The organism is Rhizobium sp. Rhizsp42 (assembly GCF_047304155.1).
Lineage (GTDB): Bacteria > Pseudomonadota > Alphaproteobacteria > Rhizobiales > Rhizobiaceae > Rhizobium.
Genome location: NZ_JBGLYS010000056.1, coordinates 1 through 22,190 on the forward strand (window position 1 = coordinate 1; position 22,190 = coordinate 22,190).

Here is a 22,190-nt window from a genome sequence, read left to right on the forward strand (position 1 = left end):
GATAGTGGCGGCATAATCGAGGCGGAAATCCACTTAGCGAAACGCCCCAATCTGTTCAGACAAACCGAACCAGCTCTAACCTCGATTGGAAGGCCCTGCTCTGCTTCGGCAGGGTCGACGCCAAAAAGCGTTGCCAGGGCGTTGTCGGCGTACAATACGTTCTCGGGAAGGTCCACGTAAAAAAAACCTGAATCGGGCACTTCGTTTCCAAATAGCTCGGTCGAAAAGGTCGTAGCCCGTGGGGAATTTGGGGTGCTTGGACGCTGTCCGTACGAGCGCCTTGTGCAGTTTGGCTAAACGAACGAGCTCCGATCATTGGATAAGTTGGGCCGACCGGAAAAGAGTGACAATTCCGCGACCCAAGCGATTAAGGAAACCACTCGGTAACCGAGTTTTGATGTCACCGGTTGACCGAATCAGGAATATTCGGAAACGTTTTATTAGCGACCTGAGTCCGGCTTTCCTACAAGGAACCCCAATGACTTACTTCACCGAAAAGGCCGACTTGCTGAACGTCATGGCGAACGCAAGCCGTTTACAAGTTTTGACGACATTACGAGATGGAGAGATGGGCGTCGGCAAGCTCGCCGAGACTGTTGGCCTGAGCCAGTCTGCTCTCTCCCAGCACTTGGCCAAACTTCGAGCAATGGACCTGGTGTCCACACGGCGTGATGCTCAGGCAGTTTATTATTCTGTGAAGTCCGACAGGGTTTATGCCGTATTGGACATGCTAAGCGACTTGTTCGACGAGACCATTGAAGTCCGGTCATTGATCGCTAGCTGAAGAAACTTACACTTTATACGAGGCGTTTCTCGGCGGCAATCCGGCTTTGGGGCAACCGCTTCCACATGGCGGCCTTGGATGCCCGTCGACAGCCGCTTGACACAAACCCTTATGGGTTTGAGCGCTACTTCGTATGTGGATTTAAGCGGCCCGATCGATATCGCTCGGCTGACGCCATCCCGCACCTTCCGTTGCTATCCAGATGCCCAATCTCAAAGGGGCCAAAGCTGCTATTCGTTCCCCAATCGGCCGCTCAACTGAAATCGTGCACCTTCGGGAGGATAATGAAGCGATGCATTCCCTTGAAAGTGCGGGGCCACCATCTTTTCGATAAGTCGCGATCCAAATCCGGTACGCGTCGGCGCAACCACCGGCGGTCCGCCGTGCTCTACCCAATCGAGCGAAAACTCTCCGCCAGCGGAGGCCCGCCACGTTATGGTTACTCGTCCGGCCTCATTTGAAAGTGCTCCGTACTTGATCGCATTCGTGGCAAGTTCATGAAGTGCCAGAGCCAGCCCCAGGCCCTGCTGATCCGAGAGGACCACGGATCGATCACCGCGCACGTCAAACCGACCTGACCTGCTATCGTGGAGGTCAAGTATCGAAGAGATGACTTGATCGATCTCGGTATCAACCCAATCGGATTGGGTGAGAATGTCCTGGGCCCGACCAAGTGCCGATATACGTCCCATGACGGCTTCTTGGGCTTCCTCTACAGAGCGCGCGTTTCGCAGACTCTGCGCGGTGATGGCCTGAACGATGGAGAGTAGGTTTTTCATCCGATGCGTAAGCTCTCGAGCGAGCACCACCCGCTGAGCGTTCTTGTCCTCAAGGGCGCTTTCGCGATCGTGAGACTGCTTGAGAGCGTCTGCAAGCGTGTAGGCTGCCCCCGCGAATCTCGACAGGCTCCTCAGGAGCCGCATGTCCTCTGCATCGAACTTATCGCCGTCCTCGTGCAAAATCCCCCACACCGTGCCGATGGGGCGGCCGCTGACATAGAAAGGCGCAAGGATGATCTCGTTTATGTAAGGCCTCAAGTCTCGGGCCGCGGGATAAAATCGGCCGGGCTCGCTCATCATCAACGCCTGATCGCGATCGATCACCGTGCCACAAGGGCTCGCCGCGACCGGCATCGTTCCGCCGACCATCGGCGCAAACCCGCCGGAGGTCGCGATCCAACGCAGAACGTCGCCATCTTCGCTCGTTTCGAGAAGCGTTATTCCAGACGATTTTGCCCGACATAATTCCAAGATCGCATCCGAAAGCTTCTGCAGAACGACGCGCGGAGACTTATTCAGTAGCTCAGCGAGCTCAGAAAGAACTCTCGCCTCCCCCTCGAAGTCGCTTGGACGACCTGTCTCGGTAGCCAGTCGCTGGGTGATGATCAGGTCATCGACCCGGCTAACTGGCTCGAAAATGTCGATAGCTTTCATTGGCCTGATCGAGTGTGGAGTTTTTGTTAATTAATATAGGTAAGCTAAGCCGACAGGCGGCGTTTTCAAGATTTGCGCTGCTTATGCCGTCTAAGACTCAACTATTTGTCTAACACATGAAGTTGATACAGTTGCCTCCCCACCAGAATCAGGCCCAATATTTTCTGCGCGTCGACACCCAGGTCCTAATCTTTGACCTCGGCTCCGCTCCGCTGTGACGAGACAATTTTTAGCCACGTGAGGACCTCTCGTTCGGAGTACGGCTTGCCCACGAAGCCGATCGGGTTCCACTGGTGAGCCACCTCACGCGTCGCTTCGTCCAGATTGCCCGAGACAAACAGCGAAGGGATGTTCCATCGTTGGCGCAGTTCACCTGCTGTCACAATGCCGTTCGATCCACGAGCCAGATTGACATCCATGATGGCCACGTCGACTTTGCCTTGAACCTTCTCGGCGAGGGAGATCGCCTGGTGCATATCCGAGGCCTGGCCGACCACCGTGTGTCCGGCGTCTCGGAGCATGTCTTCCAAGTCCATGGCCAGAAGCATTTCGTCTTCAACGATCATCACCCTGAGCAGCATCAAGCCTCCCTTGGGAGTGTGAGGACAGCGCGATAGCGATCGTCATGCTGACTATCGTCGAATTCCCCACCGACCTGAGCCACCATCGAACCAATCAGCCTTCTACTCAAATCCGTCAGGACGATTGGCTTCTTGCCGCCACTGACAGTGATAGACAGGTCAAGGCCGTTATCGCCGCGGCGCATGATCTGTACCTCGTATTCGTCCAACGTCTCCGCCCGAGAAAGCGCGGCCGTCAAAATTTCGTTGATGATCACCGAGACCGGAATGGCCCTCTCCGGCGTCAGTTCGACCTCCTCCGCGTCGACGGTCATGCGACCTTCATGATCCGCGCCTACAATGTCCAGGCAAAGTTTGTGAAGATGGGTAGCCATATCGACACTGTGGGCATTTCCCGCCCTGTAGAGACGCTCGTGCACTGAAATTATCGCCCGGACCCGGGAGATGGCCTCGTCAAACGCGGCGGCCGTTACAGGAAAGTGGAGACGACGCGCCTGCAATCGAAGGGTGCTTACGACGAGTTGGAGACTGTTCTTAACCCGATGATTGAGTTCAGCGAGTAGTCGTTCCTGTGCTTTCAGAGCCTCCTCCAGCTCGGCTTGACGGACCCTATCCGGGGTCACGTCCATCAGGACACCGATCATCCTTACCTTGCCGCCAGCGGTTCGCAGTATTTCGCCTCGCGAAGCAATGTGCCGCACCGCGCCGTCCGGTAGCACGATCCGATAATCGAAAACGAAGGCAGTTTGATCTGGCGATCCTGCCACGGCCGCGAGGTTCGCCCGGATTTGGACAAGGTCATCCGGGTGCATGCGAGCAAAGAACGGAGCCGCCACCGGACCAGCCTCGCCTACCGCAAAACCGAACATTTGGTCGACGATTTGGCTACGCCTCCAGATGTCGGTTTCAGGTTCGTATTCCCAAGTGGCCAGGTCGGCAGCGTGAAGGGCGACCCTCAGCCTCGCGTCCGCCTCCCTATTTCGCAACACGCTTTCCGTTACATCCATCGGATTTTGAATGATGAAACTCACCGCTCCTGTGTCGTCGAGAACTGGAGTATGGATCGGCATCCAAAATTTTTGGGAAAATCCTCCGCCCAACCGAGGAATGTCATATTGGATGACCGCCATCTCGTGGGCCTTGCGCGTCTGGAGCACATGCTTGAGCGACACCTCGAGAGGCCCTTGCTCGACCGTTCCCGGAGCGTCCGGGTTCTCCGGGAAGGCCTCAAGGATATGGCGGCCGACTATATCTTCGCGGGTGCGGGAGGTCAGAGCCAAGTAACTGTCGCTTGCACCTACGATCGCGAGGTTTCCGTCGAGAACGAGATACGGTTGCGGCATGCCACTAAGAATGGCGGCGAAGTTCGGGACTGCGGTCATTCTGGCACTCTGCGTTCGTCGCTCGGCAGGACAGCGACTTCCTTTCCGACGGCTCGGATGCAGGAGATAGGGCATATCACCATGCACAACAAGCGCCCGTCACGGTCCAACTTGCGTCCTGCTCACAAGGTTCCGGGATTAGACCCGTTTCTCGAACGAACAAATAACGCCGTTTTGAGATAACGCATTGGCTGATCAGTGATACACCAAGCTGCGGCAGATTGCATGACCCGCCGATTAAAAGGAATGGCCAAGTTGCTCGATGAACACTCACCGGAATTCGAAATCGTGCCCGCGGGATGGAACGAGTTCGAAAGATCGGCCGCATTAAGGTCATTCAACGTCCTTGATACGCCCACCGAACAGGATTTTGACGATATTGCCGCGGTGGCATCGCGGTTTTGCGGCGCACCGATCGCGGTCGTCAATCTGGTCGACACAACAAGGCAGTTTTTCAAAGCGGAGATTGGTCTCGGTGTTCGGTCAACGCCACTCGAAACCGCTTTTTGCCGTCACGCGCTGCTCGAGGAAGATGTGCTTGTCATTCCGGATGCCACCGCGGATCACCGTCTGGACTGCAATCCCTTGGTAACCGGTGCGCCCCACATACGGTCCTACGCCGGTGCCCTCATGAAAACTACCGATGGGTTTCCGATTGGCACGGTCTGTGTCCTTGATTACAGGATACGGGATTTCACGGCCGAACAAGTGGAAATGCTCCGCTTTCTCGCCCGTCAGGCGATGGCCCAGCTTGAACTGAGACGAACCGTCGCCAATCAACGGGAATTACTTGAACGTGCGGTGCGCGCCGAGCGGGCGAAGGCGAATTTCGAGCGCGTTGTCAGGCAGGCGTCGGACTTCATCGGCATCGCCGACACGGACGGAAACGTCTTGTTCTTGAATGACGCCGCCCGGGAGTTGGTCGGCCTGCGACAGGGCGAGCCTCTTCCGCCAAGGGTGATGGATTACATCGCGCCGGATGATCATATTCTCTTTCGGGAACAGGTCGTGCCGGTCGTCAGGGCCGGAGAAAGCTGCGAACAAGAAATTCGTCTGCGTCACTTCGAAAGCGGTGACCTTGTGCCGGCTTTGTACACGATGTTTCCAATTCGGGACGACGATGGTGCGATCGCCGGGTTTGGCGTGGTGACGAAGGACCTCACCGAGATAAAGGCGGAGGAATCCCGCCGTGCTGGCATGATGGCCGAGGCGGCTCACAGGGTCAAAAATACACTTTCGATCGTTCAGGCGATCGTATCTTAATCTGTGAGAAACGCTGTCACGCTCGACGATGCCAAGGAAGCGATCTCGAAGCGAGTTGTGGCGTTGGCACGGGCACAGGACCTCCTGACAACAGCGCAAGGCAACGTCGGGGACATTACGGAAATCGTATCCAATGCGCTAGCGCCACACGATTCGGGAGTGGGACGTTTCAATACAAGGGGCCCGCCGCGAAAATTGGATGCTGGTCAGGCGATGGGTTTGTCACTCGCGCTTCACGAGCTGGCGACGAATGCTGCAAAGTATGGAGCGCTCTCAGGTGATTCCGGCATTGTGGAGATCGAGTGGAGCTTGCGAGAGACCGGCGAGTTCAGTTTTCGATGGTCGGAGACCGGAGGCCCGCCCGTCGTCGTGCCAGAAAAAACAGGCTTTGGGACGCAGTTGATCCGCCGGATGGTCGCACCATACTTCAACGGCGACGTGAAGCTTGAGTATGAGCCGCTCGGCTTCCGCTTCAGCTTGGAAGGTCGGCTTCCCCTGGAGAGCTGAGCTGGCCAATTATCGCGCATGTCCGGTACACCAAGGTCATGTTCACGGCGGGATATCATTGACATGGTTGTGGCGAGATGTTTTCCCCAAGTCCCAAACGGGACATATGTTCAGAAACGATAGCCTGATTGCTGCCTGGTGGGGTGTCCGCCAGGTAGCAATCAACAGGTTATTCCGTGACCACGAGCATCTCCACATGAGCAAGATGCGTTTCCAGTGCTGGAAGCGTTTCCTTTGCAAATCCCACAATCGTCTGATTGTCTCCCGATCCAGCGTAGGTTCGAAAAAGCCCTACCGCCTCCATATGTGCCTGCGCCGCATATCGAGGTACGGGTCATCAAAGTCCTTTCCCTTGGCGGCACTTAGCTGATCCATCATCTTCCGATGCTTGGGAGCTAGGTCGGCGGTCGCCGGGGCTTTGATCGTCTTCGCGCGGAGTTCGACCGCGTCGTTGTATTTGAACCCCGTTCCGACGGAGCCGACATATTAAGTCGGTCATTTTCGGGCCGCTAGCAGCAAGCTTCCCAGGCCGTTTCGGGCTGTCGACGTTTTCTCGTAACCAACGATGAAAAAGCTCTCCGAGGCAATGCAATTCACCTTAATCCAATCGGCAGTCCGTCCCGACCTGTAGGCGCTGTCCGCATCCTTGAAGATGATGCCATCGAGGCAATGTCCGCACGCGGCTCGGAAGATCGCGCCGCCCTCACCGTCGTTTTCCTCCGAGAATTGGATCAGTCCATCGCGATCAGCAAGCAGCTGTTCAAGCATATGTCGGCGGCTCGATACTTCCATCGTCTGCAGGTCATGGCCATCACAATACAGCAGGTCGAAGGCGACGTAAATTGAACTCGAAGATGGAGCTTGCCGCCTCGCCCACCCAGTGACCGCTGAAGCGCACCGAAATCCGACCGGCCTTCATCGTCCAGCACCGCTGCTTCTCCATCCAGGATAGCGTTCGGAACACCAAGTTTGCGAGCTTCAGCTATCGGCGGAAAGCGCCCGGTCCAACCATGCCCCGCAGATTACCAGTGCGGTTCCGCAAGCTCATATTTGTTTGGCGAAAGGTCAGCATCGTCGAAGAGAAAAACCGAACCGCCCGCGACCGCGATTATATCGGTCCGTGTGTACGACTGCGTAGATGTCATATGGAACCGTCTAGCCCGATTGATCGTTAGGATCATCCTCAATCGAGCGATCAAATGACGAAGCATCTCAAATTTCTCGCTACACTGCACTTCCTACTAGCTTTCGCTTTTCTTTCTACCGGCGTCACCGCGGCGTTGGCGGCCGGCTCCGATAAGCCCGCAGGGCCGTCCGAAGCTCTATTCTTGCTTCAAATTGTCGTTCTCGTGGTGTCGGGCCGCCTCTTGGGTGAACTCATGGTGAGGATCGGCCAGCCCTCTATCATGGGCCAGATTATCGCCGGGGTAATCCTCGGCCCTTCCCTGTTCGGGCTTCTTCTCCCCGACTTTCAGGCTCGGTTGTTTCCGCCGGACGAGGCACAAAAAAGCATGAGCAACGCGATCGGGCAGCTCGGCATTTTGTTTCTATTGCTTTTGGCCGGGATGGAAACCGATCTTGCACTTGCCAGGAAGCTTAGAAGGTCAGCGACAGGGGTGTCGTTAACCGGAATAGCCATCCCTTTCGCGGCAGGATTTGCGCTTGGCCAGTTCATGCCGGCCGACCTTCTTCCCGACCCAGATAAAAGGCTGGTCGCATCTCTGTTCCTCGGAACGGCCTTATCTATTTCGTCGGTGAAGATCGTCGCATCGGTCGTGCGCGAGATGGATTTCATGAGGCGGAATATCGGTCAGTTGATAGTCGCTTCGGCCATTATCGACGACACGCTCGGGTGGATCATCATAGCGGTCACGTTCGGACTCGCGAAAACCGGCACCGTCGACCCGCTCACCTTGGCGAAGAGCGTGACCGGCACCCTTGCTTTCATGGTCTTCAGCTTCACGATCGGACGCCGTATCGTTTTCGAGATCATCCGCTGGACGAACGACAATTTCAAAAGCGATCTCCCGGTTTTGAGTGCCATCATCGCCATAATGGGCGCAATGGCGATGATCACCAACGCGATCGGGGTGCACACGGTCCTCGGAGCATTTGTTGCCGGCATCCTGGTTGGCGAGTCCCCAATCCTGACCCGTCAGATTGATGTCCAGTTACGCGGCCTCACTACGGCGCTATTCATGCCGGTCTTCTTCGGACTTACGGGACTGCAAACCGATCTCACCGTCCTTGGTGATCCCAAAATCATCCTCCTCACTTTGGTCGTCGTTTTGATTGCCTCGCTTGGCAAGTTCGGCGGAGCTTTTGCAGCCGCCAAGGCCAGCGGTCTCTCCAATCCCGAAGCGTTGGCGCTCGGGTGCGGAATGAACGCGCGTGGATCGACCGAGGTTATCGTTGCGACGATCGGTCTTTCCGTCGGGGTTTTGAACGAGGAGTTGTTCTCGGTCATCGTGGCGATGGCCGTCATTACAACGATGGCGATGCCTCCAACGTTGCGTTGGGCGCTGGCGCGGTTGCCCCTCAGGGAAGAGGAAAAGGAGCGACTGGAGCGGGAAGATTTCGAGAAAGGCAGCTTCTTGAAGCAGTTCGAGCGGGCGGTGCTTGTCTCTGATGGATCGTCGAACAGCCAGCTGGCTGCCAGAATCGCGGGTCTGCTCGGAGCTTCGCGGAACATGCCGGTAACGACTTTGGACGTCTCTTCCGACAAGGACTCCGACGCCACTTCTGATGGCAGACCAGGTTCGGAGGGGGTTCGGGATGCGCTAATCCCTATGCTCGAAAGGCATGCGTCGGAAACGGTCAGAGCCGACGGCGAAGAGACTTCTGCGCTCCGCGTTACGGAATTCGCTAAGGACGTGGACCTAGAGAGCGCATTGGCCGAGATTTCGAAGTCGGGCCATGATTTGCTATTTGCTGGCGTGGAACCCGTCCTGCGTTCAGACGGGAGCTTCAGTCCCACCATCCAGGCAACCGCGGAGAAATTCGCCGGGACAACGGCGATCGTGTCTTCCCGGGGACAAATGCCAGAAAAAAGTAACCGACTTCGCATTCTGGTCGCTGTCAGCGATACCCAGCGGTCGGTGCGCGCAGCGGAGTTCGCGTTTGCTGTCGCCAAGGCAAGCGGTGGACACTGCGCGGTGGTTTTCGTGAAAGAAGAACGCAAACTGCAGGGCGTATCGCGGATTACCGACCAACTCAGCAAACAGGCTGATCCTTTCCGACAAATCGACGCCGCTGCAGCGTATTTCGACATCAAGCCCGAAAAGCTGTTGCGTCAGGGTTCGTCGCCCGAACTCGACATTCTTCGCTGCGCGCGCAGTGGCGACTACAATTTGATAGTGCTGGGTGTCAGTCGACGAGCAGGTGAGCGACTTTCGTACGGGAACGTCGCTGACGCTTTGCTGGGCACTGCGGATCGGTCGTGCCTTCTGGTGGAGACGGAGATCACCAACATCCGAGACGATGCCGCATGAACACGCAAGTGGTACATTTGGCCTGTTCTTTCACCCGCAACTGGCAGGGGAGAAAGCGTTTCAGGCCTTCTTCTTTAGAAATTAGCACTTCGTCCCGCACGCGTGGAACCGCGGGCGCGTCCGCGCGATTAATCGGGATGATGAAAAAAATCGTCCTCGGTCCAGTTATCGCCCTCGCATCCGTGGGGGTCGTTCACGCCCAAGACCTCTCCCCACAAGAGATCAACAGCGTCAATCTTTCCTCGGTCTTGTCTGACAAGAGTCTGGAACACCCCCCGACAGACAAGCCCGATCCCGCGGTCATACATCTTCAGGTCTTGTTAGATCGTGCAGGTGCGTCGCCGGGCGTTATTGACGGATTGGATGGAGCAAACGTCAGGAAGGCCATCGCAGGCTTCGAACTGCTGCAGGGGCTCCCCGTCGACGGGAACCTAGACGAAGAAATTGTAACACGTCTGTCTGACGACCAGCGTGTTATCGGGCCGTATACGATCGCGGCCGATGACGGCGATGACATCGTCCCAGAGATACCGAAAGACTATTCGGAGCAGGCGAAAATGGCCCATCTCGGATATACTAGCGTGGCCGAAAAACTGGCGGAGCGCTTCCATATGGACGTGGACCTGATACGTGCGCTGAACCCCACGGCGCGGTTTATACCTGGCGAAACCCTGTCTGTCGCCGTTGTCGGCGCTCCCCGGACAGGCAACGTAAAGCGGATCGAGGCCCACCGAAAGGCCGGCGAGCTGGTCGCCTACGGCGAGAACGACAAGGTCTTGGCCGTTTATCCGGCAACCATCGGCAGCGAGGATAACCCCTCGCCTTCGGGAAAGCACAAGGTCAACGGTGTGGCTCGAAATCCGCCATACGTCTACAATCCAAAAATCAACTTCCAGCAAGGCAAGAACAAGTCAAAGCTCACTCTTCCAAGTGGCCCTAACAACCCCGTGGGTACCGTCTGGATCGATCTTTCCGAGCCGACATACGGCATCCACGGTACGCCGGAACCGTCATTGATCGACAAAGCGGGTCTCACGGCTGTGTCCGACTTACGAACTGGGACGTTGAGGAGCTCAGCAGCATGGTCAAGCCCGGTGTTACTGTCGTGTTTGAAAATTAGAGCACCAAAACGTGTGGCCCGTGATGGACACGCGGAGAGCGAATTGAGGGTAATGTCTCAGTTCGAGCGAGGACGCCAAATCCCGACCCTCTTCATGACGACCAATTCTTATAGTGCGCCGTTGTTCTTGTGTTGTTGCGGGAACCATCTCGAAGGCTCGACATTTCTTTTCTGAGCGCGGGCCGTGTCAATCGGACGCAACAGGGATGGTGAACATCGCGGTTTTTCCGATTTCTCGCGATGGCCAACGAAACGGCAGACGAGCGCCCCACCTGTTCGGCACCGCCCTCACCTATCAACGGTAGGAGCTGGCATGTCGGACGGCCTACAGTCTGAAAAGATCGCCTGGTTTGCTTCGCTCCCGCCCGTTATCCCGACCGAGTTGACTGGCGTGTGGCGGGGTGAAGGCATTCCATCGGGGCATCCGTTGGATGGCGTGTTGGAAAACCTGCAGTGGTTCGGCAAGAAATTTCACCCCGACCTCAGGGCGGACGCGCTGCTGTTTCAATGGCGGCCAAGACGCCTTGTACCCATCGAGCCGGCCTTCTTCCCGATCCGAACGGTGATCCGCTTCGCGGACTTCGCCAAGACGTCCGTCGCTCGAAACTGGTTTTCTCGGTTGAACAAGCTGGTGCGTGCCCGCGACACGACTGCCTCCGTAAAACTAAGGACAGTCGATGAAGACGAGACGGCGGCGATGGTCTATGACCGGCAGCCCATCGTCGACTTCTTTCGGCGCATCGGAGACGACGAGATTGCTGGCATGATGGTCGTCGAAGGCGACGAGCGGCGATATTTCTTTCGGCTCCGGCGCGTCAATCCGTTAGATCAGCAGCCCTGACCAAGAGCGGTGCGACCTAGAAACGCCGGATGGCCGCTACATCGTTGTGCGCGGACGTCCCGGCGGAAGACAAACCCTCACCTGCCTGAGGATGAGCGCAAACGCCTCGTGTCCGACTTGATGTCAGCACGTGAGGTGGTCAAGGACCCCGCCGGGGACGAGGACGCGACAAGAGTAGCGCGAAGCGCGCAATCGCTAGGTCTTTCAATTTCTGCTGGGTGCCAAGCTCTTCGCATCGACGGATCGCTATCTGGCAACTCGGTAGAAGCGGGACGGCTCTCCAACTGGCAAACGCCCTAGGCGCACGAGCGTTTGGGAACCGCTGCCTGAGCTGCGAGTTCCCTTTTCAGAAGGAGAACACAAATGACATCGAATTCCATTCCGAGCTCGGCAAAGCTTCCTCCGAAGTCCCTTAACGAAGACACCCAAGACGACGAGCTCCCCGAAAGCAATATCGACGACCGGCGCGCTCCGCCGGTCAACATGGGTGGTAGCCGCGAGGCCGGCGATGGCGTAACCGATGCCGACCCGGAGACAGGTCGTGCTGACGCAAGGGACCATATCCCGGCCCCTCAGACCGCGAGCCGCGAGTGAAGACGATGGACGAACGCAAAGAATATTTGAGAACCGCCGAGCTGCGGGCGGACGACGAGATTTCGCCTCGGCCGCCCGATGTCGAAAGTGGCGGTGGGCGCAAGACCGAGATTTCCCATGCCGAGAACGACGAAGCGGACGACACCGCGCGGGTCCCGCGAGCGGCCAATTCCGAGTAGGAAAAAGAGTTGCGTCGCCCAGTATCAAGAACGATCTCAACGGCGCGCCGATGAACGTCACGATCGTCCAAAGCGGTCACCTCTTGGCGGCGACTGCGGCCAGCGTGTGGAGGCAACGGCAGACGAGGCGTTGCGAACTCGCTTTAAACTCAGAGGTACGTCCCACGATGAGCGCACGGAAGACGGGCCGCACCTGATCGAACAGCTCTCTAGCCTGAATCACGGCACCCCGTGATGCCGGGCACGTTCGCATCATCGCGGATATTCGCCCACGACCTGGATCCCCGCGGAAATCCAGTCCGAGCTTGGGAGACAATCGCCGGGGGCAGCGAGGCGGACGCGATCGCCGAAGCAAAGGCGGCGTCCGAGAGACACGCAGGAGCCCTTGTCGTGCGGCGGGAGGCCAACCCCGCGGTTGGGGCGACTTCGACGAGCGGATCGATTGGCTGCGGCCGTCGGCCGGGTTTAGGTTGAGTTCAGGCGCGCCGCGGAGCCGGCCTAACTCCCCGACGATCGCGCCGAGGATGTCCTCTTATCTACCCGGTCCACGACGAAATGGGCTGCGGCCTCTTCCAGCCTGAGCCGCGACGCCTCTCTCCATTCAGGCCGGCTCACGAGGCCGTATCTGTCTTGCGCGAAGTTAAGAGTTCCCTTAGGCGGTTCCGATCCGTGACGCCGAGCTGGAACCAGCCGAGGAGTTCTCTCGCTGCCTCTTGAGCTTCGGCGCAGGCCAGTTCAAGGGACCTCTCGCTGCAGTAGTCTTTTACGAGACCTTGGACCATGGAAAATTCTTCCGGCCCGAGCGGTTGCTTGCCACGACTATCGAACGCTTGGAACATTGCGTCTCCTCCTCAAAAGGCGTCCATGCGAGAGCATACCTTACGCCGATCTTGGCGCTGGGCAATTGCATTTGACATTCCGTGGACCGCGAACGTTCTCGCCAGACTTTTGTTTTCAGCCGAAATCATCAGTACGTTGGCGGACCGTCGACGTCACTGATGCCGACACGGCTTCACAACCTGCAAGAAATGCCGGCACTGCCGACAGCGCTTGGATTACGGCTGGTGACGGTAGACCGACAAATACCCCCGGTGGCGGAGGAGCCTGAGTATCGTCGAGGTTTGGGGCTCGTCGACGTTGTCACCCGTCGTCGCCAAAATTGTTGACTCCTCCCCAGAAGAGAACATAATAGGAACATTCAATTCTTTAAAGGGATGACGGCGATGACCAAGACGCCGAGCGGACAGCTGCGGGCTGACGAAGAGACAGGCACATACTGGGCAACCCCGCGCGAGGCAACGCTCGCGGAGGTTCATCCGCTTTTGATGGCGGTCCTTCTCATGATCCCAAGCTACCCGAGCTGGGCTTTGTGCTCTGTGGATGTGTACGACATGGGTTCCGGCGCGCCCATTGGTTCATTCGATATCGGTTTTGACCCAAGGAGCGGCAGAGCGTGCGGTTACTTCAACGCCGTCGGTTACGAACAGCTTATGAGCAAGCCCTTGTGGTTCGACTACTCCGGCGATGAGAGCGACGTCATCGAGGCATTCTATTTGCTCATGAGGAATGCCCGGCATGTGCAGTAAGTCGGCTCAAGCCTTGGCGAACAGCTATGAAGTCGAAGCGGCCCTCGCCTACCACGATGAGGATGCCAAGGCGACAATAGCGACGCTTCTGGGAGACATAAAGCACTTGCGCCTGCAACTGACTTTGGCCGAGGCGGCAATGAGCCAAGGGATGACGCGCGGTTGGAAGCCCAAATTCGATCGTGATCTTTAATTTGCATGCGACGTCACACCAGCCTTGAGAGGAGTTTCCTATGAGCGACATCAATCGACAGACTTTACAACGGGCACCAAAACTGGTCGCGCATAAGTGCCACTGCGGCGACTGGGCTGGCTTTGGCTTCTGCACAGCCGATTCCCAGGATTGGTGGTGCTGGAAGCACTATCCTTACAAGACCTCAGCTCGACTCGAAGCTGCGGAAATCGCTGCTAAATTGCCGAAAACCGCTGCGTAGTGTGCTTTGACGATGTTGCATTCTGGGGCTGAGCGAAACGGTTTTTCAAGATTCGCCGGGAGCCAAGCGCGTTTTCCGTACGGTCGCGGCGTGCTCACGAAACATTCGGACCGCTTCGATCGCGTCGTGGCCGAGCTTGGCTCCGACACGACCTCGACTGCTTCATAAACGAAGAACTTAGGGCACGATGCTGTTTCAAAAAAGTCGGCAACATCTGTGTCGATCGTGGCTTACTCTGCCATCGATCCGGTTTCCAACAGTCGAGGCCGCTATGACGATAGTAGGCTACAGCTCACGTCTTGCCTGTCAATTTTACATGCGGTAATCAGCCGCCAGATCGCGTGCAAGGACTAGAGATTGGGAAAACGTCGCCCTCGACCCGACAACCTACCCGGGCCTAAACTAAGGGACTTCCGTCAGCCGATTATCGAGGTCGTATGCGTCAGATGCGATCGCCGGGACAGCCTAGAGCGAAAGGCACTCGTCGACCAGCTGGGCGCGGGAGCCAGCTTTGCTCGACTGCGCCGTCGTCTCGCGGTGGGGTGTGATCGCATGACGAGTCCGCAAGGCGATCTGTGCGAGACGCGGTTCCCTTGCCTCGACCCCTAAGCCAGCTCGGAACATTCAGCTTCGACACCCGTTGGCTCCTCACCAAACGTAGGAGGAGCATGATGACCAACATCTACAATGAAGGCGCGCCAACCTTTGCCAGCGGCCTCGCCAGGAGCACGCTCACAGCGTTCTTCGACAGCCGAAGCGAGGCCGAGACGGCCATCGACAAACTGAAGTCGGCCGGGGTGTCCGACGTCCGCCTAATGCCGGGCTACGAAGCGGAGGGCGAAGGACCTGCAGCCGCGGCGGAAGGGTCCGGGTTCTGGTCACGCCTCGGCGACTGGTTCTTCCCGGACGAAGACCGGCACGTCTACGCTGAAGGTCTCCGCCGGGGCGGTTTTCTCGTTTCGGTGTCCGTAGACCAGAGCAATTACGACACGGCGCACGACATTCTCGCTAATGAAGGCTCAATCGATATGGACGAGCGCGCGGACCTCTGGCGAGAGGAAGGCTGGACGGCCGGAGGCGGCCAGCAGGCCATCGGGTCTGAGGACGACGTCTTCCACGCCGAGACGGCCGCGGGCAGCGCCACCGGCGTCGGCCGCTACACGAGAACCACGCAGGCGACGTCGCCGCGCGTGCGTGGATACGATCTGGCCGAGAACCTTCCCGACGATATCGTTGACGACGTGGTCCCGACGGGCCATCAGCGCGACGTGTCCGAAGGGGATCGCCCAATGAACGAACGGGCGTCGCGGGAACAGTCGATCGACGACCTGCGACAAAGCAAGATGCTGCCTGGGAGTCGCTGAGCGGTCGAGACAATCCGGAGCCGCGCGTTGTCGCGCGGCTCAGGTCAACGAAAGCTGCCTCACTCTACTTTCGTTCTCGTCCTCCGGCACGGTGGACAGCCTATCGCGACAGGCGGTTCGCGGACATCGAGGGAAGCGTAAAACTTCATCTGACAGGTCATGGACGGGAAGACTTGGTTTAGTTCAAACCCAGGAGCTGATAGTAGGCCGCCCGATCCAGCCCCTGATAACGACCGAGAGCTGACACGGCTCGATCGACCATTTCGGAGCTATTGAACCAGGAAAGGAACGGCCAGAGACGAGGACCGGTCTCGTCGGAACGTATCGCGCCCACCGTGCTATCGACCGAGTGGGTCTCCCCTGCGCGCCACGTGGCGGGCCGTGAGCGCTGTAACTCTCTCGGCTATCCAGATTCTATCCCTGGACAGATAATCGCCTGCTCCGTTGATGATCCGGCCGCGAGGAGCTCTCATCTTCCCCCACTCTACCGCAGCTGGATGGGGGGGAAGTCTTCCCGGTATCTCTACCCTCCACTAACGAGACGAGGGCCATACGAGATTGCAGTACGACTTCTTTTCCAAGCCCCTAGGCGCGGATCTTGCCATCGCCGGACCGGCTGGGCCAATGGCAGCAACATCAGTCCTGACCATCGGTTCCGTTAAGTAAGCGCCTTCGCCATTTACCAAGTTCTTGAGCGCGCGAAGCTCGAAGCTGTCCAAGTCCCGAGGGCTGATCATCGACCCCTGTCGTTGATCATGGACCGCAGCGCGGCGGTGGTTCCACAACCACGCAAGATGTTGCGAAGGGCAGTATTCACACTTATACGACCCGGTTTCGATGCAACATGATGGAGTGATCACCGTGATCTGGCTAGTTGGCGTTTCCTTGGGTTTGATTGCACCGTGGATTTTGCGCCGGAATGCGCTGCGTCACGCTTTCGCGATCAACGGCACCGCGGCAGGTCTTTTCCTCTGGGGATTAATCAGCGTCGTCACGGTGCCGATCGCGACCATTCTGGTGGTCGGCTTCCGGGAGATCTTTGGAGGCTAACTTAGCGGGCTGAACTAGGCAGAGAGAATGCGGCTCAAACTGTTGACCAAGGGGGCTGAAAGAGACAATCGCAAAGGGCGGCCGACCGCCCAGTTTCATGGGTTAAGGGCAGAGCCCTGCCCGCCGACCGATCGCGAAAATTTAGGGGACGGCGGATCAGAGGCCGGGGGAAACCCTGCTTGAAGAAGGGTCGAAGGACGTGGCGGCCGGGACACCGCAATGAGTGCTACGAATAGCAATTCCTGACAGCCCATTTTTGGACCCTGTCTGGACACGAGGGGAGCGCCAAGGGAAGAGAAGCAGGGTCTTGTCAAAAAGTGCTCGCAACAAACGGCGTTCAACCGGGTTCCTCCTCGCCGAGATAGTCTCCCAACGTCTTGCTCGGCAGCGGAGAGCCTAAAGGTCTCAACGCCCCGGCAGCCTTCCGCACCCTCAAACCTCAACCGAACCGCCGGGACAGGGCGGATGGTACGGGCTGGACCGCCCAGTCTATTTGATAGGCTGACTCCATTTGCCCTCGTCCATATAGTGCGCCACTGCTTCAGTGGCCCTCTTCGTGTAGTCGACGAAAATATTGGCGCCTAGATCGTTGAGAAGCGGATCGTGCTCGCCGGAAGCAACGGCAATCACCTGTCGCGCGTTGCCATTTCGCGATCTGGACCGCGAGATGGCCAACGTCGCCGCCGGCGCCGTTCGCCAAACCGTCTTGTCGACGAGCGGAACCGGTGCATGCGTGAAGGTGGAAAGGGTTCGGCACATCACGTCCCAGATCGGCTAGAAGTTACCAGGCGGTCAGGAGCGACATCGGCGCACCGGCGGCCTGCATGTGGCCGATCCCGGCGGGCTGGTTAAGGGTTGGTCCCGCGTGGCGGGAAAAACGCCCATGCCTCTGTCGTTGTCAGGCTGAAGCCCGCCTTGTCTCGTGGCCAGTGGAGGCCAGTCTTCGCCTTGATGGATACGGACCCTTCACGCGTTATCGACCGCTGGCTTGGCGCGAGACAGCGGTGCCAGGGAGCTCGAAGCGTCGAGCAAACGGTAGTGCAGCCGGACGCATCCCTTGTCGAGGTTCTTGACGCTGATCAGCCTTGGACTCGACCTGAAGCCGGTGGAGGGGAAAAGAGGACGACCACCGCCGAGGAGCTCTGGGATGATGTAGATTTCGATCTCATCGAGCGCGTCGCGTTCCATGAACGCCATCTGCAGCATCCCCCCACCCAGCATCCAGACATCACCATCATCGAGAGCACGAAGCTCTGCTATGAGGTCATCTATATTGCCTCTAATCTCGAGCGAGCCCTTGGGATTCAGGATGGGTCGCGACGTCACGACAATCACCCGTTGCTCGTTATAGGCCCAAGGTGTGGGATCCTTCGCAATGAAGTCGTAGGTGCCGCGACCCATGACGATCGTGCGAATGCCTTTTACGAATATGCCGTAATCATGCTCCCCCAGATCCATTCCATCGTACTTAAACAGCCAGTCCAGTTCGTCGCTCTCGTCCGCGATGAAGCCATCCAGACTCGCTGCAATGTAGCCAACTATCCTCGCCATCGTCACCCCTTGATATATAAATGAATGTATGTTTATATAATATCATGACGAGACGCAAGACAATCCCCGATGAGAAGGTACTCGAGACTCTATTCGAGGTGATGATGAAGACCGGCCCCGACGGTCTGACCTTCGCACGTGCCGCGAAGGCTTCGGGCTTGGCCGCGGCAACCCTGGTGCAGCGCTACGGAAACCGTGAGCGCATGGTTGAGGCAACTCTTCTGCAGGCTTGGGATCGTCTTGATGCGGAGACAATGGCGGCGGACAAAGAGGAGGATCCAACGCCTGAGGGCGCCATTAAGCTCCTACTGCGTCTTATGTCTCCCAAAACGGCTGAACGTGATGCCACTGATGGTCTTCTTTTACTGCGCGAAGACATAAGAAACCCGAGACTTCGTCAAAGAGGCGCTGCGTGGGGTCGCGCCTTGGCTTCGGCGCTAGGGCGGCGCTTGTCGGAGGACCCGCGGGAGGCGGAGCTCTTGGGCTGGCGGATGGCCGCTCTCTGGCAGGGCGCTCACACCTGGTGGGCGTTCGACCAGACAGTGCCCGCTGATCGCGCGATCCGGCAAGCCCTGGAGGCTTGGTTGCAAAGCGATTGACTGCGAGAAAGGCGGCAATGGCCGCGGACGTTCGCGGCGGTCCAAGCGAGATCGATCGCGCTTTCAAGTTTTCCTGACATTCGCTGAGAGCGGGCCTCGTCTGTTTCGGCCGAGGTCGACGAACGCTATGTCCGGAAACAGCTGGGGCACGCGTCAGCAGAGATGAATCGCCGGTAACAGTGCGGGCGCGAAAGCTTCCGCGTAAATCTGACCAAGGCATCCGCGGGCGTTGCCCTCACCGAGCGGCGTCCGGTCGCTAGTGTTTAGACATCACACCGCGGGTAGGAGGTATGGAAGACATCCCCTACGAACGAGCAGCCTTGGCCTTCGCCGGACCGTTTGAACGGGGATCCCGGTAACTTCCTTCCCCCAGAGTGAAAGGGTAAATAGCGCCTCGGCCACGGAAAGAGGTTGGGAGAAGGGTTTTCTGAAGGAATGGCTTGCGCGGGAAACGCGAGGCGGCATGAATGCCCTCCCGCCAGCGTCAGGTGTGGCATCGTCGGCTGGCGCACCACCAACGATGGCAGCCTCGCGCGGAGGTGCCAAAATCACGGAGCCGGAAAGTGGATTTCCTTTCCGGCTCCGTGGGGAGAACCTGGCTTCAGTTAGCGGCAGACCTTGGTCGTGCGCGTGACTCGCTCACCATGCCGATAGGTTACAACCCGTTTCGTGAAGCAAGACGGGTGGCGGCGAAAATCCTCATGCACAAGGCGAGCTCTCCGATCATTATCCCAGCCACGGTGGTGGCCACGCTCCCAGCCACGATGCGGACGGGGACCGTCATCGGTCCGGATAACGACGGTGTCCGCGTAGGAAGCCGCTGGGACGGCAATGATGGACGAAACAGCCAGAGCGATCGCAAGGATAGTTTTTTTCATGGAAGGTTTACCTCGGGTTATTGGACCGCAGTAAAATGATTGCCTGGTCTTTGAGTTCCACGAAAAGTCTCACCTCCGACTTCAGTCCGAGGAGACGTCAGACCATTGGCGCACCCGTGGACGATTTCCGTTAGCCACAAACCTGGTTCGGGATCGAGCAGCAGGCCGGGATCAATTCGCCAGCGCTATTTTCGGGAGGAATGCATAAACACGCGGTGCCGCATGCCTCCATGCTTGGGCTATTTCAGTGTTCTCATCGCGGCCGGCTTCGTCGGCAGGGACATCTTCCAAAAAATGCCGAACCGCCTATCCAACGCCATTTCCGACAAGCTTCCTCGTTGCCTCACCGGACCAATCAAACTCTTTCAAAGAAGTTCACGAGCATGATGACAGGTTGACAGAGTGGCTGGGTCCACGGGATCCGAACGCATCTTCGTAAGGCATTGCGCCCGCGAGTATCGTTCACGCTGTAGAGGTGACAGCTGAAAATAGACGCGTCGAAAACGAGAGGTTGGTGTAATCGGCCATGAGCGGAGCAGTGACGCGCGATTTGGCACCGGCGGTTCATAGCGGGCCGTTCAAGGATGCGCTCGATCAGGCCGCGTCAACTTCGATGACAGAGCCCGGAGCCGGACAATGCACGCTTCACGCATATCGGCGGCGAGGTCATCGGTCCTCGCCGTAGGTTAAGGAGGACTATCGCGACCGGCGCTTTCGTGATCCGTGCATTGACTAAAGGTGGTTGATCCGTTGGCACCCGAGCTCAGCATGCCCCTCGCCAGTCAACGCTTGGGTAAATGGCGCGGTCAACTACCTGCCTTTTCCGTTTCCGCCACCGTTACCGTGTCCACCGCCATTTCCGTTGCCGTTGCCGCCGCCATTTCCGTTGCCGTTGCCGCCGCCGTTACCGTTACCGTTGCCGCCGCCATTGGCTCCCGCGTTGCCGTTTCCGCCACCGCCGTTGCTGCTTCCGCCACTATTGCCGCGACCTCCACCGTCGCCATTTCCACCGGCGCCACTGTTACCGCCGCCGTTTCCATTCCCATGTCCACCGCCGTTTCCGCCGCCGCTTCCCTTGCCGCCCCCATTCCCATTCCCATTCCCATTGCCGTTGCCGGAATTACCTTTTCCCCTTCCATCGTCAGACGAGTTGGCGCCGGCGTCTTCGCGGCCTTTCCGCGACTTGTCCCGCCGGTCGGATGCTGCGTCGGGCTTCCCGGAAAGCTCCTTGGTACCCACGGCCGGAACGACGGCGACCGATGTCGCGACCGATTTTATAGAGGGCTTTGAAGCGGCTCCAGCGACTTGCATGCCGGTTTCCCTTCCCACCGTCGCGCTCTGGCGAGGACCCACATCGGCACGTTGACCACTAGCGAACGACGTCACCTGCACCAGTCCACGGTCGACCGTGACTGACGCCTTGGACTTGTCGACCGTCACATGGAAGATCGTTCCCTTGACCACTGCTGCTAGGTAGGGTGTCTGAACGGTGGTGTGTGGTTGGCTTCGCTTCTCAATTTCGAGGTCAAGCACCCCCACCTGCTGAACAATCTCGGTTTTTCGAGGAGAAAAAAATCCGCCAGGCCTGGTTGTGACCGCGGCCATGGTGTTCGGCTGCAGCCCAATACGCTCCACGCCCCGCACAAGTTGAACACGTCCTCGAGGGCCAGTTGAGATCCATGCCTTGTCCGGAACGACATCCCCGGCATGCAGGTCGCTCCACTGCTTCTGATCAATGGAATACTTAACCTGGCTGGTTGCCTTGGCCACCTGCCAATCATTGTCGGATGCATGCGCAAATAGCGGTGCGCAGAGAAAGAAAAATACAACGCTGAGAAATTTAGACATGAGTCCCCCGGATCTTCGGGAAAGCTACACACGCTGGAGCTTAAGAATAACTTTAAACGTGAAAATCATTGTAAACTGAGCGGGTTCTGTACGCTATCGGACCAGATTAACCAGATACTCCACTACAAGTCTGACGCGGATGGTCCAACGCCAACGCCGAGGCAATGCCAAGCGAAGTGTTGTTTTGCCCGTGCCGCCCTTTTTGGGATGCAAGCGCGATCTTCGTGTTACTAGCGCCGGATCCACCACTCCATGAAGGCGTGCTCGAGCGGCGTTGTATCTAGCCAATTGATCGGCTCGACGGATGTTTGCGAAGGCTAACCTCGTTCATACATTTCCTTGACGAACTCCCCTAGAAAAGCTTTCAGTCTCCACTCTGCAGGTTCACAGGTGGAACACCCAAGGTTTTAACGATGCTTCACGCGATCCTGTCGGACGCAACCGCCCAGTTCACCGCGCTTTTGTGCCTCCTGGTGATCGCGAGGATAGTCGTGAGAGGCAGACCAGCGCTGCGCTTCTTCGTTCACATAGCTTTCTTCGCGATCCTAACAGTGCTCTTGGTTGCCAACGATGTCGCTCCTTGGGTAGCGGATGTAAGAGCAGAGGATCTCACGCACCGAATCTTCATGATCGTGTCCCATGAGATGGTGTAAGTGCCGACGAGGCCACCGTGCTCTCCGGCAAGGCCGGGAGGATCAACGTGCC

Annotated in this window: 20 protein-coding genes and 7 pseudogenes; 17 read left to right on the top strand and 10 right to left on the bottom strand. The window is 57.9% G+C overall.

Annotated features, from left to right (window positions below; genetic code table 11):
* Positions 1-200, bottom strand: a pseudogene (locus ACCD05_RS29795) (diguanylate cyclase); the annotation flags it as partial.
* A gap of 278 nt (positions 201-478) precedes the next feature.
* Between ACCD05_RS29795 and ACCD05_RS29800 the strand changes: the two are divergent.
* Positions 479-784, top strand: a complete 306-nt coding sequence (locus tag ACCD05_RS29800; protein ID WP_112436053.1) for an ArsR/SmtB family transcription factor — start codon at positions 479-481, stop codon at positions 782-784.
* Positions 785-1,014: 230 nt separating this feature from the next.
* Here ACCD05_RS29800 and ACCD05_RS29805 read toward each other — a convergent pair whose 3' ends face one another.
* From ACCD05_RS29805 to ACCD05_RS29815, 3 genes are all read right to left on the bottom strand, one after another.
* On the bottom strand, positions 1,015-2,217 hold the full coding sequence (locus tag ACCD05_RS29805; protein WP_413397169.1) for a sensor histidine kinase: 1,203 nt from the start codon (positions 2,215-2,217) through the stop codon (positions 1,015-1,017).
* A 185-nt stretch (positions 2,218-2,402) separates the two neighbouring features.
* Positions 2,403-2,798 (bottom strand): response regulator, encoded by a 396-nt coding sequence (locus ACCD05_RS29810; protein ID WP_413397171.1) that lies wholly within the window; start codon positions 2,796-2,798, stop codon positions 2,403-2,405.
* Positions 2,798-4,180 (bottom strand): sensor histidine kinase, encoded by a 1,383-nt coding sequence (locus ACCD05_RS29815; protein WP_413397173.1) that lies wholly within the window; start codon positions 4,178-4,180, stop codon positions 2,798-2,800. The genes ACCD05_RS29810 and ACCD05_RS29815 overlap by 1 nt, the downstream gene beginning before the upstream one ends.
* A gap of 246 nt (positions 4,181-4,426) precedes the next feature.
* Between ACCD05_RS29815 and ACCD05_RS29820 the strand changes: the two genes are divergently transcribed.
* From ACCD05_RS29820 to ACCD05_RS29830, 3 genes and pseudogenes are all read left to right on the top strand, one after another.
* Entirely contained in the window at positions 4,427-5,443 is a 1,017-nt protein-coding gene (locus ACCD05_RS29820; RefSeq protein ID WP_413397175.1) for a GAF domain-containing protein, read from the top strand.
* Between the two features lie 3 nt (positions 5,444-5,446).
* A pseudogene (locus ACCD05_RS29825) lies at positions 5,447-5,617 on the top strand (HWE histidine kinase domain-containing protein); the annotation flags it as partial.
* Between the two features lie 39 nt (positions 5,618-5,656).
* The gene (locus ACCD05_RS29830) at positions 5,657-5,950 is read left to right on the top strand and encodes a hypothetical protein (RefSeq protein ID WP_413397192.1); all 294 of its coding nucleotides are present in this window, start codon (positions 5,657-5,659) and stop codon (positions 5,948-5,950) included.
* 169 nt (positions 5,951-6,119) lie between these two features.
* Here the strand turns inward: ACCD05_RS29830 and ACCD05_RS29835 are convergent.
* Both ACCD05_RS29835 and ACCD05_RS29840 read right to left on the bottom strand, forming a co-directional pair.
* Positions 6,120-6,328: pseudogene (locus ACCD05_RS29835) on the bottom strand (DUF4142 domain-containing protein).
* A 54-nt stretch (positions 6,329-6,382) separates the two neighbouring features.
* Positions 6,383-6,966: pseudogene (locus ACCD05_RS29840) on the bottom strand (ATP-dependent DNA ligase); the annotation flags it as partial.
* 183 nt (positions 6,967-7,149) lie between these two features.
* Between ACCD05_RS29840 and ACCD05_RS29845 the strand changes: the two are divergent.
* The 5 genes and pseudogenes from ACCD05_RS29845 to ACCD05_RS29865 all read left to right on the top strand — a co-directional run bounded on the left by ACCD05_RS29845 (position 7,150) and on the right by ACCD05_RS29865 (position 12,175).
* Entirely contained in the window at positions 7,150-9,441 is a 2,292-nt protein-coding gene (locus ACCD05_RS29845) for a cation:proton antiporter (RefSeq protein ID WP_413397177.1), read from the top strand.
* A gap of 140 nt (positions 9,442-9,581) precedes the next feature.
* A pseudogene (locus ACCD05_RS29850) lies at positions 9,582-10,561 on the top strand (L,D-transpeptidase family protein).
* Positions 10,562-10,874: 313 nt separating this feature from the next.
* Complete coding sequence (locus ACCD05_RS29855; RefSeq protein WP_112989377.1) at positions 10,875-11,402, top strand: GXWXG domain-containing protein; 528 nt, start codon at positions 10,875-10,877, stop codon at positions 11,400-11,402.
* A gap of 363 nt (positions 11,403-11,765) precedes the next feature.
* Positions 11,766-11,996, top strand: coding sequence for a hypothetical protein (locus ACCD05_RS29860; protein ID WP_111563908.1), 231 nt, complete (start codon positions 11,766-11,768; stop codon positions 11,994-11,996).
* Entirely contained in the window at positions 11,993-12,175 is a 183-nt protein-coding gene (locus tag ACCD05_RS29865; RefSeq protein WP_413397180.1) for a hypothetical protein, read from the top strand. Before ACCD05_RS29860 ends, ACCD05_RS29865 begins: the two co-directional genes overlap by 4 nt.
* 611 nt (positions 12,176-12,786) lie before the next feature.
* Here ACCD05_RS29865 and ACCD05_RS29870 read toward each other — a convergent pair.
* Positions 12,787-13,014, bottom strand: coding sequence for an acetyltransferase (locus tag ACCD05_RS29870; protein ID WP_111563906.1), 228 nt, complete (start codon positions 13,012-13,014; stop codon positions 12,787-12,789).
* 384 nt (positions 13,015-13,398) lie between these two features.
* Between ACCD05_RS29870 and ACCD05_RS29875 the strand changes: the two genes are divergently transcribed.
* The 5 genes from ACCD05_RS29875 to ACCD05_RS29895 all read left to right on the top strand — a co-directional run bounded on the left by ACCD05_RS29875 (position 13,399) and on the right by ACCD05_RS29895 (position 16,609).
* Positions 13,399-13,761 carry a hypothetical protein gene (locus tag ACCD05_RS29875; protein WP_413397182.1) on the top strand — a complete coding sequence of 121 codons (363 nt, stop codon included), beginning with the start codon at positions 13,399-13,401 and terminating at the stop codon, positions 13,759-13,761.
* The gene (locus tag ACCD05_RS29880) at positions 13,751-13,954 is read left to right on the top strand and encodes a hypothetical protein (protein ID WP_112436064.1); all 204 of its coding nucleotides are present in this window, start codon (positions 13,751-13,753) and stop codon (positions 13,952-13,954) included. The genes ACCD05_RS29875 and ACCD05_RS29880 overlap by 11 nt, the downstream gene beginning before the upstream one ends.
* 40 nt (positions 13,955-13,994) lie before the next feature.
* Positions 13,995-14,195 (top strand): hypothetical protein, encoded by a 201-nt coding sequence (locus tag ACCD05_RS29885; RefSeq protein WP_111563903.1) that lies wholly within the window; start codon positions 13,995-13,997, stop codon positions 14,193-14,195.
* 671 nt (positions 14,196-14,866) lie between these two features.
* Positions 14,867-15,559: a hypothetical protein gene (locus ACCD05_RS29890; RefSeq protein WP_413397184.1), complete on the top strand. Its 693-nt coding sequence runs from the start codon at positions 14,867-14,869 to the stop codon at positions 15,557-15,559.
* 861 nt (positions 15,560-16,420) lie between these two features.
* Positions 16,421-16,609, top strand: coding sequence for a hypothetical protein (locus tag ACCD05_RS29895; protein WP_162724571.1), 189 nt, complete (start codon positions 16,421-16,423; stop codon positions 16,607-16,609).
* A 519-nt stretch (positions 16,610-17,128) separates the two neighbouring features.
* On the opposite strand, the pseudogene ACCD05_RS29900 reads toward ACCD05_RS29895, so the two are convergent.
* Positions 17,129-17,456 (bottom strand): annotated as a pseudogene (locus tag ACCD05_RS29900) (NADP-dependent oxidoreductase); the annotation flags it as partial.
* A 119-nt stretch (positions 17,457-17,575) separates the two neighbouring features.
* The gene (locus ACCD05_RS29905) at positions 17,576-18,160 is read right to left on the bottom strand and encodes a dihydrofolate reductase family protein (RefSeq protein WP_413397186.1); all 585 of its coding nucleotides are present in this window, start codon (positions 18,158-18,160) and stop codon (positions 17,576-17,578) included.
* Positions 18,161-18,204: 44 nt separating this feature from the next.
* On the opposite strand from ACCD05_RS29905, the gene ACCD05_RS29910 reads away from it, so the two are divergent.
* From ACCD05_RS29910 to ACCD05_RS29920, 3 genes and pseudogenes are all read left to right on the top strand, one after another.
* Complete coding sequence (locus tag ACCD05_RS29910; protein WP_413397188.1) at positions 18,205-18,759, top strand: TetR/AcrR family transcriptional regulator; 555 nt, start codon at positions 18,205-18,207, stop codon at positions 18,757-18,759.
* Between the two features lie 5 nt (positions 18,760-18,764).
* Positions 18,765-18,936 (top strand): annotated as a pseudogene (locus tag ACCD05_RS29915) (integrase); the annotation flags it as partial.
* Between the two features lie 386 nt (positions 18,937-19,322).
* Complete coding sequence (locus ACCD05_RS29920) at positions 19,323-19,676, top strand: hypothetical protein (RefSeq protein ID WP_146618519.1); 354 nt, start codon at positions 19,323-19,325, stop codon at positions 19,674-19,676.
* 771 nt (positions 19,677-20,447) lie between these two features.
* On the opposite strand, the gene ACCD05_RS29925 is transcribed toward ACCD05_RS29920, so the two are convergent.
* The gene (locus tag ACCD05_RS29925) at positions 20,448-21,485 is read right to left on the bottom strand and encodes a FecR domain-containing protein (protein ID WP_413397190.1); all 1,038 of its coding nucleotides are present in this window, start codon (positions 21,483-21,485) and stop codon (positions 20,448-20,450) included.
* Positions 21,486-22,190 lie beyond the last annotated feature (705 nt).

Bases quoted from the DNA above. Each gene is read 5' to 3' on its own strand.
- ACCD05_RS29800 (WP_112436053.1), top strand. From the start codon at position 479: ATGACTTACTTCACCGAAAAGGCCGACTTGCTGAACGTCATGGCGAAC.
- ACCD05_RS29805 (WP_413397169.1), bottom strand. From the start codon at position 2,217: ATGAAAGCTATCGACATTTTCGAGCCAGTTAGCCGGGTCGATGACCTG.
- ACCD05_RS29810 (WP_413397171.1), bottom strand. From the start codon at position 2,798: ATGCTGCTCAGGGTGATGATCGTTGAAGACGAAATGCTTCTGGCCATG.
- ACCD05_RS29815 (WP_413397173.1), bottom strand. From the start codon at position 4,180: ATGACCGCAGTCCCGAACTTCGCCGCCATTCTTAGTGGCATGCCGCAA.
- ACCD05_RS29820 (WP_413397175.1), top strand. From the start codon at position 4,427: ATGGCCAAGTTGCTCGATGAACACTCACCGGAATTCGAAATCGTGCCC.
- ACCD05_RS29830 (WP_413397192.1), top strand. From the start codon at position 5,657: ATGGGTTTGTCACTCGCGCTTCACGAGCTGGCGACGAATGCTGCAAAG.
- ACCD05_RS29845 (WP_413397177.1), top strand. From the start codon at position 7,150: ATGACGAAGCATCTCAAATTTCTCGCTACACTGCACTTCCTACTAGCT.
- ACCD05_RS29855 (WP_112989377.1), top strand. From the start codon at position 10,875: ATGTCGGACGGCCTACAGTCTGAAAAGATCGCCTGGTTTGCTTCGCTC.
- ACCD05_RS29860 (WP_111563908.1), top strand. From the start codon at position 11,766: ATGACATCGAATTCCATTCCGAGCTCGGCAAAGCTTCCTCCGAAGTCC.
- ACCD05_RS29870 (WP_111563906.1), bottom strand. From the start codon at position 13,014: ATGTTCCAAGCGTTCGATAGTCGTGGCAAGCAACCGCTCGGGCCGGAA.
- ACCD05_RS29875 (WP_413397182.1), top strand. From the start codon at position 13,399: ATGACCAAGACGCCGAGCGGACAGCTGCGGGCTGACGAAGAGACAGGC.
- ACCD05_RS29880 (WP_112436064.1), top strand. From the start codon at position 13,751: ATGTGCAGTAAGTCGGCTCAAGCCTTGGCGAACAGCTATGAAGTCGAA.
- ACCD05_RS29885 (WP_111563903.1), top strand. From the start codon at position 13,995: ATGAGCGACATCAATCGACAGACTTTACAACGGGCACCAAAACTGGTC.
- ACCD05_RS29890 (WP_413397184.1), top strand. From the start codon at position 14,867: ATGACCAACATCTACAATGAAGGCGCGCCAACCTTTGCCAGCGGCCTC.
- ACCD05_RS29905 (WP_413397186.1), bottom strand. From the start codon at position 18,160: ATGGCGAGGATAGTTGGCTACATTGCAGCGAGTCTGGATGGCTTCATC.
- ACCD05_RS29910 (WP_413397188.1), top strand. From the start codon at position 18,205: ATGACGAGACGCAAGACAATCCCCGATGAGAAGGTACTCGAGACTCTA.
- ACCD05_RS29925 (WP_413397190.1), bottom strand. From the start codon at position 21,485: ATGTCTAAATTTCTCAGCGTTGTATTTTTCTTTCTCTGCGCACCGCTA.